Raw genomic sequence first — 11998 nt, 5'->3', positions numbered from 1 at the left:
GGGCGACTCCATGCCGACCCGGTCGCCGCGCTGCACCAGCGCCAGGGCGGCCATCGCAATCGCCTGTTGTGAGCCCGCCGTGATGATGATCTGATCGGCGCCGCATTGCAGGCCGCGCGAGTGGCTCAGATAGGCGGCGATCAGCTCGCGCAGGCGCGGCAGGCCGGCCGCCTCGCCGTAGCTGAGGCCGGGCGCGCCGCCTTGGCTTTGTGCAGGCTTGTTGAGGCGCGCTTGCTGGCGCCAGAAGCGGGCTTGCAAGCGCGACCACAGGGCATGGGGAAACAGATCAAGCGCCGGCAGCCCGTGGCGAAAAGCGCGTGCCTGCCGGCTCACCGTCGGCGCAGGCTCAAAAGCCTGCAGCCGCGCCCACAAGTCGGTGCTCGGACTCTTGTGCGCAGGACCAAGCCCGGACTCGGCGGCGCGGGGCTTGGCCAGGCCGGCGACCTCGGCCACAAAGCAGCCAGCACCGACCCGCCCGAGCACAAAACCCTCGCTGGCCAAGGCCTCATAGGCGCGCACCACGGTGTTGCGTGAGACCTGCAGCGCAGTGGCCAACTCGCGCGTCGTCGGCAGGCGGGCGTGGGCGCTCAACTCCCCTTGCAGGATCTTGTCCTTGAGCTGGGCGTGAATCTGCTGCGCCAGCCCCTGACCCGGCTGCAACAACATGCCGGCCGGATCCAGCGTCAAGGTGGCTTGAATAATTGGATCCATGAAATCGCCGCAAAGTGGATCTTTGATCGTACCAATTTGGCAGCTAAGCTGAAGGCCTGGCTATCCAAACCACCACCCGACCATCCGTAAGGCCGCCCCATGTACATGCCCGCCCACTTCGCCGCCAAAGAACTCGTTCCCGTTCATCAACTGATGCGGGCCTGCCCCTTGGCTCTGCTGATAGGCCCGGACGCCCAGGGCCAGGCGTTCGGCAGCCATCTGCCCTTGACCTTGCTCGATCAAGCCTCGGACAAAGACGGCTGCGGCATGCTGCTGGAAGGCCATATGGCGCGGGCCAATCCGCATTGGGGTTGGCTGGCCGGACTGCATGCGCAGGGCCAGGACGTGCTGGCGGTGTTCAGCGGCCCGAGCGCCTATGTGTCGCCGCGCCACTACGACAGTCACTTGGCCGTGCCGACCTGGAACTACGCGGCCGTGCATGTCTACGGCGAGCTGGAGCTGATTGACGACGCACAGGCCAAGGACGATCTGCTCAAGCGCCTGATCGCCCAGCATGAACCCGGCTACGCGGCGCAGTGGCGCGACTTGCCGGAGGACTTTCAAAGCAAGTTGCTGGGCGCGATCGTCGGTTTTCGCCTGCATATTCGGCGCTGGGAAGGCAAGTTCAAACTGAGCCAGAACCGCAGCGCGGCCGAGCGTGGCCGCATTCGGGAAGCGATGGCCGCCGGCACGCCGGCCGAGCAGGACGTGGCCGCCTGGATGGCCAAGCTGGGTCTGTAAGCAAGCAGTTTCCACCTCTCAAAGCACTCCTCCTCATGAAGCCCATCGCTCCGATGCAAGTCGCCCCCGTCACCTTGCAAGGCCCCAGCTTGCGCTTGGAACCCTTGAGCCTTGCCCATCTCGACGGGCTCGCCGCCGTCGGCCTGGTGCCCGAGCTGTGGCGCTGGGTCCCCTCGCTGATCAGCACGGCGGCGGAGATGCGCGCCTATGTCGATTCAGCACTGGAGGATCAAGCCAAAGGTGTCGCGCTGCCCTTCGCGCTGGTGCTGGCCGGGCCGGGAGCGAGCGGGCCGGGAGAGAGCGGGCCGGGCACAAGCGGCCCGGTGGTCGGCAGCAGCCGCTTCGGCAATATCTCGCTGCGCGACCGGCGCTTGGAGATCGGCTGGACCTGGGTAGCGCCGGCCTGGCAGCGCAGCAGCGTCAATACCGAGGCCAAGACGCTGTTGCTGACGCATGCCTTCGAGACGCTGGGCGCGCACCGGGTCGAGTTGAAGACCGACTTCTTGAACGACAAGTCGCGCGACGCGATTGCACGCATAGGCGCCACACAGGAGGGCATCTTCCGCCGCCACATCGTCAATGACAGCGGCAGGGTCAGGGATACCGTCTACTTCTCCGTCATCGACAGCGAGTGGTCGGCGGTGAAGGCGCATCTGGCCACGCTGCGCGCTTGATCAAGCCACAACCCTCCGCAACCTGAATGACGCACAACATGCCTGACACTCTCATCGTTCGGCCACTTGCACCCAGTGATTTCGACGCCTGGCAGCCGCTCTGGGACGGCTACAACGCCTTCTACGGCCGCGCCGGTGAGACCGCGCTAGCCCCCGCTATCACCGCGTCCACCTGGGCCCGCTTCTTTGATCCAGAGGAGCCGGTGTTCGCGCTGGTGGCCGAGCGCGCCGGCCAACTGCTCGGCCTGAGCCACTATCTGTTTCACCGCAGCACGACGCGCCTGGACAGGGTCTGCTATTTGCAAGACCTGTTCACCGCGCCGGCACAGCGCGGCCTCGGCGTCGGCCGTGCGCTGATAGGCGGCGTTAGCGAAGCCGCTCGGCAGGCCGGCATCGACCGGGTCTACTGGCACACCCACGCGTCGAACGCGGCCGGCCGCCAGCTCTACGACAAGGTCGGCAAGCATGGCGGCTTCATCGTCTATACCGGCACGCCATGAGTGAGAGTGAAGCGACGAGCAAACCGCGGCTGTGCACCGATACCGAGCGCGTGGACTGGCTGGCTTTGGCCGATGTGTTCGAACGTGCGCCCTTGGACACACGCGACCCCGCTACGTTGGCGCTGAGTTTCAGAAATAGCCAATGTTGTTGCTTTGTCTATCTGGACGGCGCCATCATCGGCGCCGGGCAAGCAGCCCTTTTACGCGAAGCTGGGCTTTCGGGCGATGCGAACGGCGATGGCCAAGTTCGCCAAGCCCGAGCAGGCGCAGGCGCGCGGCATGATCGATTAGGGCGAAGGCAGGCTGCGCCCTTGCTTGCTCGAATCGGCAGCGGCTCCGGCGGCCGGCTTGAACAGCTGCTTGACGCGCAGATCGAAATCCGGTGGGAAGGTCCAGTAACGGGCTCCTTGAGCGGCGCTTTGCGGTTCCAGGCCGCGCCGCTGTGGTTCGGCATTGAGCAGCAAAAGGCCGAGCAGATCGCTGCTGACCCACGGGTCTTCGTACCAGAAGGCATGTGAACTCTGCGGCAGCTTGGGGATGGCTTGGGGGTCGACCTTGATCAAATCAAAACCGTATTGCTGTGACGCGGCAATCAAAAAACCGGTCTGCTCGGCATCGAGTTCCGTCCGGTCAATCCGCCCAATGCGCGAAGCGCGGTTGACCAAGGCGCTGAAGCGTAGCGCCGAGTCATTCAAATTGCCGGCATTGCTGACCCGCCCCACCAGGTCGACATAGAGCTTCAACTCGTCGACAAAACGGCGGGTGTCGATATCGGCGGCGGCGAAATAGATGTGGTTCAAGCGCAGGCGCTGGCGCAACTGCTCGCGCGACTCACCCGGCCGCGCCGACTGACCCAGCATGGCCAGCGCCGGACTGACAATTTGCGCGCCGGCACTATAGGCCAGCACATTGACGTGGCTCGCTGTTGAGTGCTCGGCCAGCAGTTCCAGCAAGCGCACGAAGGGCTCGACCGAGGCTTTGGCATTGCCGACATCGGTGAAGTACTTGAGGATAGAGCCTGCCGATGGCCACAAAAAGGACAGCACCACCATGCGCCTGCCGGTGAAATGGCGCAGCTGTGCCGCTTGCGCCGTGCCGCGAGGGATGGTGTTGTTGGAACCATGCACATAAATGACCAGTTCCTGATTCTCGCTGGCCGCCAGTGCCTTGTTCAGCAGTGCAAAGAAGGCCCGGGTGTCAGCCGAATCTGCCAGGCTTTGCTTGTAACCCAAGGAGGCTATTTGCTCTAAAGACTCCAGCTTCAAAAGCGGGCGTTCGTCGGCGTCGTCGCTGGTGGAGAGCCGGTGCAGCGTTTCCCAGTCGAGGTTCTCGTCACCGATGCGGACATGGGCGATGCCCATGCGCAGCCGCTCACTGGGCAAGATGGTGTGGATCGGTTCGGGCTTTTCGATCACCGCCCCTCGGTTGGTGACATAAAGCACGGGCACCTCGGTGCCAAGCAGCTTGGCGCCCGCTTGCGCGAAGGGGTCAACGTCGCCGGTCCTGAAACTGACCGGTGTCGGCATCAGCCGTATCGGCGCTTGGCATGCGCTGAGCAGCAAGGCCGAAACAACGGCGGCAGTCAGGCGGTGCGCGGCGCGGAAGTGGTCAACCGGTTTCAAAGGCATAGCGACGGCGTCAATCGCGTGCCTGGAACATCCAGCGTTCGTAGATCGTCTTCGCCGTGCCGTCGTCGACGATGGTCTTGAAGATGGCATTGACCTGCGCCTCGGCAGCCAGCAAGGGCGACTTTTTCGAGAACGCCACGGTCAGGTAGGTGGTGTTGAGCACCAGCACATCGCCGAATTCGGCCTCCAGGCCCAGCTTTTGAATGATATGGCCCAACGATGCCAAGGAGCCCGCCACGGCCTTGGCATCACGCTGTGCAATCGTCATGCGAATGGCTTGGGTGTAGTCCAGCAGCAATTCCTTGCGCACCTCCGCATCGATGTCAAAGCGCGGATCCACCTTGAGGCCACGCGGCGCGGCGACGACGATCTGGCGCAAATCTTCATAGGTCCTCAGCCGCACACCTTTGCGCGCCTTAACGCCAAACTCAAGCGGCACCAAGGCCGTCCCTCGGTTGGCATATGCCGCCCTGGCATCGCCCCAGGCCATGATGGAAAAATCGGTGTTGCCCAACTGCAGGTCGCGCTCGACGCGGGCATAGGGCGTGAGGATCCTGACGGTGCTGTGGCCGCTGCGGCGCTCGAACTCGTTCAGCAGATCCACGATGATGCCGACGTAGGGCTCCTTCGCCCTCAAGCCAAGGTCCGGGTTCGGTTTGGCCCAGGGATCCAGCTGAATCAGGTCAACCCGGAACTCCGCCGCGCGCGCCGCGGCCCAAGCCGAGGGGGGCACAAGCGCCACACAGCAAAGCGCCAGCCGGAGCAAATTCTTGATGGAGAAGGGAGCACAGAACACCCGCTTAATTTACCAGACGCGGGCGCTTGGTCGCTAACGCCAGGCCGACGATCCGAAGCACGCCTGCCAGCGACCTCACCTCTAACATGCTCAGGCTGAGCTAGCTCAGGCCTTCGAGGAAGCCATGGCTGAAGAGGATGAAGGCGCTGCCCGCAAAAGCCAGTGCCAAGACCACCTCTTTCAAATATTGCCGGGAAATTTTCTTGCACCCGCTTTGCATGTAAAGCATGCCTTACATGCGGCCGGTGCGAACGATTACGGCGCCGGTTGACCCGGCCCTTGCGAGCCCTCCGACCGTGCGCTCAAGTAAGCGTATAGGTCGACGATGTGGGCGCTCACCATTGGGCTGCCCTGCCACGCGGGCATCACCGCTTGACCGGGCTTGGCGGCCGCTTGCGGGCTGCTGGCGGCAGCCGGCGCGGCGCTCCAGTCATAGCGCTTCAACACCAAGTTGGAAAAGCGCTCCGCGCCCATTTCGCGCACCCGCGGCAGCAGGTCGGGGGCCTTGGCCGAACCCTCGCCCGCCGGGCCGTGGCAGCTCGCACAACGCTGCTGATAAACCCGCCAGCCGCTGGGCAACGAGCCGGGCAACTTGGCATTCTCGGCAATTTCCTTGGCGCCTTGTTGATTCAAAATCTCGATCGCCAAGCTGGTCGTCGGCAGCAACGCAGCCGCCAGCGCGAGGCCACCGAAGACGCGGATCCGGTTGAAAGTTAGGCGGGGTTTATTCAGATTGGGCATGGCTTTCTCCAGGGCGGGTTTGAGCCGATTGTGCAACAGGCCGGGGCCCGCAATTTGCAGACACGGCGGCAAACTCAGGCCAGACTGACCCCATTGCGGCCATTCTCTTTGATGCCATACATGGCCTGGTCGGAGCGCATCAAGGCCGCCTCGGCGTTGCCGTCGCTGGACACGATGGCGCTGATGCCGATGCTGACGGTGACCGGGATGAGCCCTTGCCGGTATTGCGCCGGGTTCTGTTCGATCCGCAAGCGCAGCCGCTCGGCCAGCGCCTGTGCGTCGTCGCGGCTGGAGTCGGGCAGCAGCAGGGCGAACTCTTCGCCACCAATGCGCCCGACCACATCGAGAGGGCGCGTGCCCAGCCGCATCAACAGCGTCACATGGCGCAGCACGGCGTCGCCGGCGGCATGGCCGAAGCGATCATTGATCAGTTTGAAGTGATCCAGCGTCACCACACAGCTGCACAGCTCGGGGCGGCGCTGAATGCGGCCGTACTCGGCCTGCAGACGCTCCATGAAATGACGCCGGTTGGCGGCACCCGTCAGGTGGTCGGTGCTGGCCTGGCGGTGCAGCTCTTGGCGGGTGCGGATCAGCTCGGTGATGTCAGCAAAGCTGGTGTAGACCGCGCTCAATGCGCCTTGCTTGAAAAGCGGCGTGGCATTGACCTGCAGCCAGACCAAGCTGCCCTCGGCCAGGCACAAGCCCATCACCACCTGCCGCACCGGCTGGCCGGTACGCAGTGCTTCCATGGCGGGATGCTGCGCGGCCGGGAAGTCACTGCCGTCCTCGTGGATTGCATGCCAGCCGGGATCAACCGGCGACTTGCCCAGCAATTGCTCGTGGCTGAGCCGAAGCAAGGCACAGGCGGCCGGATTGGCGGCGGTGACACGCCCCGACAACGCGTGATAGACGATGCCTTGCGGCATGGTCTCGAAAAATAGGCGAAAGGATTCTTCGCTGGCCATGAGCGCCGCTTCGGCCCGTTTGCGCGCCGTGATGTCGGTCAACATGCCCGTCCAAAGTGCCGCGCCAGGTGCCGCGCCAGGTGCCGCGGACGCCGCGCCGGCCTTGACCATGGCCTTGGCCTGCAGCCAGATGAAGTCGTCAGGGTCGCCGCTGTCGCCGGTATCGCCGACGTCGGTACAGACCTTCATCTCGCATTCCCACGGCTTGCCGCTGGTCGTCGCCGCGCGCAAGGAGCGCCGGCAAACACCGCGCGCGTCTTTTGACAGCCGGCGAAACAAGCTGCGTCCGTCGCCGCAGGCCTGCGCGGGGCTGAGACCGAACAAGCGTTCGATGCCGGGGCTGAAATAGACAAATCGCAGGGCGCCACCGGGCAGCACATGGAGGCGAAACAAGGCGCCGGGAATCGAGGCGGCCAGGTCACGTAACTCGGCTTCTTGACGGCGCAGGGTCTCCTGCACCAGCTTGAGCTCGGTCACGCTGTCATGCGCGACGACGATGCGCGGCGGGTCGGCGTCCGCCACGCGCGACACCCGCGCCAAAAACCAGCGCGTCTGCTCGGGCGAATGGCAGGGGTATTCGAGCTGAAAGCCATCCAGCCGGCCGGCCAACACCTCCGCCAACTTGGCCGTGAATTCAGCGCCACCGGCTTGTGTTGAGTCGCCGTTGTCGCTGGAGCAGGCGCTGAGATAGTTATTGCCCTCGCTGCACAGCGCGGCTTGCCCACCATTGGCGGCCGCAAACTCACGCCAGGCGCGGTTGACCTTGACGATCAAGCCGCGTTCGTCCAGCACGCAGATATGGGCGGACAGCGCATCCATCACCGACCGCACCGAATGCCGCGACATCTCCCGCGCGCGCTCCGCGCTGACGACCGCCGGGGACGTCCAGAGCAAGCGTGAATCTGAATCCGCCATCAACGCCCCTTCCGGGATTGGGCCCGCGCGCCGCCAACAAGCTCCCGAATTTATCGCGTCGGCGGCCCTTGTGCGGGTCTGTTGACGATTTCGCACAAACAAATCCTGCGCCCGCGCGGCCTTCCCCCGTCAGTCCTGCCAGCCCTGCCCTGTCAATGAACACCCGCCAACAAGGCCGCATTGCCGCCGGCCGCCGCCGTGTTGATGGTCAGGGTTTGCTCGGCGCTGAAGCGATATTGCTGGCGCGCATCGAACAGCTCTTGGGCACTGATCAAGGGCCGGATGGCGCCGTCTTGGGCGGCCAGCTGGCGCAGCAAGGCGCGTTCCGCCGCGGCGTTGGCGCTGAGCAGGCAGATGCCGGCCAGGCGCTCGTCATCCAGCCAGGCCTTCAGCTCTGGCGCGGTACCCGGTAGCAGGAGCAAGGCCTCGGCCGGCAAACCGGCGGCGCGCAAACGCGTCTGCAAAAGCTCGGCCTGCGCGGCGCTGGCGCCGTCCACCAACAAGGCCACGCTATTGCCCGCCACCAAGGCGGCGGCCACCCCCAAGGCCAAGGCGGCCGGCGTGGCCGCGCTGGCTTGCAGCGCCAGCACGCCGCGGCCATGCTGACGCAGCTGATTACTTTCACCGGTCGGGCCGGGCAGCAGCTGGTCGGCCAGCAGCTGCTCGGCCTGGGCCAAACGGCGGCTCACCAAGGCGGCTTCGGGCTGGCCCGCAAACGCACGGCTGAGCAGCGCGGCGCGCTCACTCAGGGGCTTGTCGTTCCAGGCCGCATAGCCAGCCGCCAAGGTCGCCATGGCCGTGGCCATAGACACAGCAGGCATGGCGGGCACGGCCGCCGATGACACGCCCGCCGGGGCGGCCTCGGCCGAGCCAGGCAAACCCGCCAAGGCGCAAAAGCGATACAGATAGTTCGGCCCACCCGCCTTCGGGCCGGTGCCCGACATGCCCTCGCCACCGAAGGGTTGCACGCCGACCACCGCACCGATGATGTTGCGGTTGACATAGACGTTACCGATGCGGGCCTGTTGGGCCAGGCGCAGCGCCCGGCTATCGATGCGGGTCTGCAACCCCAGGGTCAGGCCATAGCCCAGCGCATTGATCTGCTCGATCACCGCGTCCGGCTCGCCGCCCCAGCGCACCACATGCAGCACCGGGCCGAAGATCTCCTGGCGCAAGGCGCTGATGCTGCTGAGCTCAAACGCGACCGGGCGAATCAGCCGCGCCATGCCGTCGTGCACCGGCGCCTCGGCGATCAGCTTGGCCTCGCGCTTCAGGCGCGCGATCTCTTTCGAGACGCCCTCAAACGCTTCGTCATCGATGACCGGGCCGACATCGGTGGCCAGGTCGGCCGGTTGGCCGACCCACAGCTCTTGCAGCGCGCCACTGAGCATCTCGATCACGCCGTCGGCAATGCTCTCGTGCACGCACAAGAGGCGCAGCGCCGAGCAGCGCTGGCCGGCCGAGCGGAAGGCCGATTGCACGACCGCATCGATGACCTGCTCGGGCAGCGCGGTCGAGTCGACCAGCATCGCGTTGAGGCCGCCGGTTTCAGCAATCAAAGGCACGATCGACGACCCCCAAGGCTGCCGCGCAGCGGCATCCGCCCCCCCGAGGGGGAGCAAGCCAGCTTGGGACGGCCCGGCGCTGGCCAGCCCCTCTTTGGCCGCCAGCGTACGGTTGATGATTTGCGCGACCACGGTCGAGCCGGTGAAGCAAACACCGGCGGTCTGCTCGGCTGCCACCAGGCACGCGCCGACCGTCTCACCCGCGCCGTGCAGCAGTTGCAGCGCGTCATGCGGCACCCCGGCGGCGTAAAGCAGTTCGACAAACTTCAAGGCCACGAATGGCGTCTGCTCGGCCGGCTTGGCCGCCACCGTGTTGCCGGCCACCAGCGCCGCCACCACCTGGCCAGCAAAGATCGCCAGCGGGAAGTTCCAGGGGCTGATGCAGACGAACACGCCACGGCCTTGCATAGCGGGTGCATCGCTCTCGGCTTGATCCGCAAAAACGTCGAACTCCGCCTGGTCGGCGTAGTAACGCAAGAAGTCGACGGCCTCGCGCACCTCGGCGACGCAGTCGCCTTGCGTTTTGAACGCCTCCTTGACCAAGAGCGCGCAGAACTCCGGCAGGCGCGCATCAAGCGCATCAGCAGCGCGCCGCATCACGGCGGCACGCTCTTGCACGGCCACGGCGTTCCAGCCGGCGAAACCGGCTTGCAGGCCGGCCATCGTCGACGCCAGATAGGCCGGCGTGGCCTCGGCCACCGGCAACACCGAATAGGTTTCCAGCGCCCGTTGCAGGGGCAGGCGCTGCGCCATATCGGTCAGGTCGGCGCCGCTTGAATTGACGCGGCCAACCCCAGAACGGTCGAAGTAGAGCGCAACCGGCAGCGGCAAGGCGCTGGCTGTTTGAACATGTTCTAAAGGCGAACCCAGCAGTTCGGGCACCTGCACATTGACGTCGGCCAGCTGGTGCACAAAAGACGAGTTGGCGCCGTTCTCCAGCAAGCGGCGCACCAGATAGGCCAACAAGTCGCGGTGCTCACCGACCGGCGCGTAGACGCGGCAGGGAATCGTGCCGTCACGCAGCACTTCGCGGTACACACCTTCGCCCATGCCATGCAAACGCTGCATTTCAAACTTGGCTTCGGCCTTGCGCGCCATCAGCACGATGGCGGCGATGGTGCCGGCGTTGTGGCTGGCGAACTGCGGGTAGATCACGTCGGCATGGCCAATCAGCGCCTGCGCACAGGCCAGGTACGACACATCGGTGTGCTGTTTGTGGGTGAACACCGGGTAGGCGCTGAGGCCCTGCTCCTGGGCACGCTTGATCTCGCCGTCCCAATAAGCGCCCTTGACCAAACGCACCATCAAGCGCAGGCCATGTTTGCGAGCAATCGCGGCGACGGCGTCAACGACCTGCAGCGCCCGCGTCTGATAGGCCTGCACGGCCAGGCCAAAGCCGCGCCATTGCGGATAGGTGCTGGCGATGCGGGCGGCCAGCGTGTCCAGCACGTCGAGCGAGAGCTCCAGCCGGTCGACCTCCTCGGCGTCGATGGTCAGATTGATATTGGCCTGGGCGGCCAAGGTGATCAGCTCCCAGACGCGCGGCAGCAGTTCGGCGAACACGCGTTCGCGCTGCAAGACCTCGTAGCGTGAGAACAGCGCGCTGAGCTTGATCGAAATGCCGTCGGCCTGCTCGGGGCTGTCAGCGCGGGCACCGCCGGCGATCGCCTTGATCGCGCCGATATAGGCGGCGTGGTAGCGGCGCGCATCGGCTTCCGTGCGGGCGCCCTCGCCCAGCATGTCGTAGGAAAAACTCAAGTTAGGCTGGGCTTTACGGGCACTCGCCGCCTCCGCTCTGGCCTCCTTGATATTGCGGCCGAGCACAAACTGGCGGCCCAGCAGCTGAATCGCCCGCACGGTGGCGCTGACGACGGTCTGTGCGCCCAGCCGCGTCATCAGGCCGCCGGACCCTTCCGCATCCGGCAGGAATTTTTTCGACAGCGAGATCGCCGAGGCCGACAGCGCCGCGAACATTTTGTGCGGGCCCTCGGAAGCGCCGTCGAACTGGCCACGGCCGAGCTGGTCGGCGGTCAGCGCGATGGCGGTCGGCGCGTCGGGCACGCGCAGCAGCGCCTCGGCCAAGCGCATCAGCGCCAGGCCCTCATTGCTGCTGATCGGGTACTCACGCAGCAGCGATTCCATCGCCCAGAACGGCGCCGGGTTGGCGCGCACCTGCTGCACCCAGGGCCCGGCCAGGGTCAAGACGCTGGACCAGTCGAGCCCGTCGGCCATCGACTGCGCCAGCGCTTGCACGACCGCGATCTCCTCCCGGTAGGGGTCGGGCAGACGAGCAGCTTCGGGTGGCAGAGCAAATGTGAACATGATGAATACCGCGGGTTCCTAGTGAAGAGCCGAACTATAGGAATGAATCAGATGAATTAAATTCAGATCATTCACTGGTCGGCAGTGGAAAATGCGGCATGAACCCGGAAACTCCGCTAGACAAAATCGACGCCCGCATTCTCAGGGTGCTGCAAAGCGACGGCCGCATCTCCAATCTGAAGTTGGCCGAAGCGGTGCACCTGTCACCGACCGCCGTGCTGGAGCGCGTCAAACGCCTGACCCGTGACCACTACATCCTCGGCTATGAGGCCAGGCTGAATCCGGCAAAGCTCGGCGCGGCGATGCTGGTGTTCATCGAGATCCTGCTCGACCGCACGGTGCAAGACGTGATGGATAACTTCAAGGCTGCCGTGCAGGCGCGGCCGGAAATTTTGGAGTGCCATCTGGTCGCGGGCGGCTATGACTATCTGCTGAAAACG

General features: G+C 65.2%; 11 protein-coding genes. 5 read left to right on the top strand and 6 right to left on the bottom strand.

Annotation, left to right across the window (positions count from 1 at the left end; all coding sequences use genetic code 11):
• Positions 1–711, bottom strand: a 711-nt coding sequence (locus RMO57_RS00615; protein WP_310383290.1) for a PLP-dependent aminotransferase family protein, incomplete at its 3' end; no start/stop codon positions are given.
• A 99-nt stretch (positions 712–810) separates the two neighbouring features.
• Here RMO57_RS00615 and RMO57_RS00610 point away from each other — a divergent pair.
• From RMO57_RS00610 to RMO57_RS00595, 4 genes are all read left to right on the top strand, one after another.
• Positions 811–1452 carry an FMN-binding negative transcriptional regulator gene (locus RMO57_RS00610; RefSeq protein WP_310383289.1) on the top strand — a complete coding sequence of 214 codons (642 nt, stop codon included), beginning with the start codon at positions 811–813 and terminating at the stop codon, positions 1450–1452.
• 35 nt (positions 1453–1487) lie between these two features.
• Positions 1488–2126, top strand: coding sequence for a GNAT family protein (locus RMO57_RS00605; protein ID WP_310383287.1), 639 nt, complete (start codon positions 1488–1490; stop codon positions 2124–2126).
• Between the two features lie 38 nt (positions 2127–2164).
• A complete protein-coding gene (locus RMO57_RS00600; protein WP_310383285.1) occupies positions 2165–2626 on the top strand; it encodes a GNAT family N-acetyltransferase in 462 nt (153 codons plus the stop codon).
• Positions 2627–2779: 153 nt separating this feature from the next.
• Complete coding sequence (locus tag RMO57_RS00595) at positions 2780–2917, top strand: hypothetical protein (RefSeq protein ID WP_310383283.1); 138 nt, start codon at positions 2780–2782, stop codon at positions 2915–2917.
• Here RMO57_RS00595 and RMO57_RS00590 read toward each other — a convergent pair.
• The 5 genes from RMO57_RS00590 to RMO57_RS00570 form a co-directional block, all read right to left on the bottom strand.
• Positions 2914–4254 carry an alpha/beta hydrolase gene (locus RMO57_RS00590; protein WP_310383282.1) on the bottom strand — a complete coding sequence of 447 codons (1341 nt, stop codon included), beginning with the start codon at positions 4252–4254 and terminating at the stop codon, positions 2914–2916. The genes RMO57_RS00595 and RMO57_RS00590 overlap by 4 nt on opposite strands.
• Before the next feature lie 10 nt (positions 4255–4264).
• Positions 4265–4996, bottom strand: a complete 732-nt coding sequence (locus tag RMO57_RS00585) for a substrate-binding periplasmic protein (protein ID WP_310383280.1) — start codon at positions 4994–4996, stop codon at positions 4265–4267.
• A 309-nt stretch (positions 4997–5305) separates the two neighbouring features.
• Positions 5306–5791, bottom strand: coding sequence for a cytochrome c (locus tag RMO57_RS00580; RefSeq protein ID WP_310383278.1), 486 nt, complete (start codon positions 5789–5791; stop codon positions 5306–5308).
• A 74-nt stretch (positions 5792–5865) separates the two neighbouring features.
• A complete protein-coding gene (locus RMO57_RS00575; RefSeq protein WP_310383276.1) occupies positions 5866–7671 on the bottom strand; it encodes a diguanylate cyclase in 1806 nt (601 codons plus the stop codon).
• 152 nt (positions 7672–7823) lie between these two features.
• A complete protein-coding gene (locus RMO57_RS00570; RefSeq protein ID WP_414896347.1) occupies positions 7824–11558 on the bottom strand; it encodes an L-glutamate gamma-semialdehyde dehydrogenase in 3735 nt (1244 codons plus the stop codon).
• A 98-nt stretch (positions 11559–11656) separates the two neighbouring features.
• On the opposite strand from RMO57_RS00570, the gene RMO57_RS00565 reads away from it, so the two are divergent.
• The coding region (locus RMO57_RS00565) for an AsnC family transcriptional regulator (RefSeq protein ID WP_310383273.1) at positions 11657–11998 on the top strand (342 nt) is incomplete at its 3' end.

This window comes from Roseateles sp. (assembly GCF_031397715.1).
In the GTDB taxonomy this organism is placed as follows: Bacteria; Pseudomonadota; Gammaproteobacteria; order Burkholderiales; family Burkholderiaceae_C; genus Paucibacter_A.
Note: the sequence above shows the minus strand (reverse complement) of the source record. Positions and strands in the feature narration are given on the sequence as shown.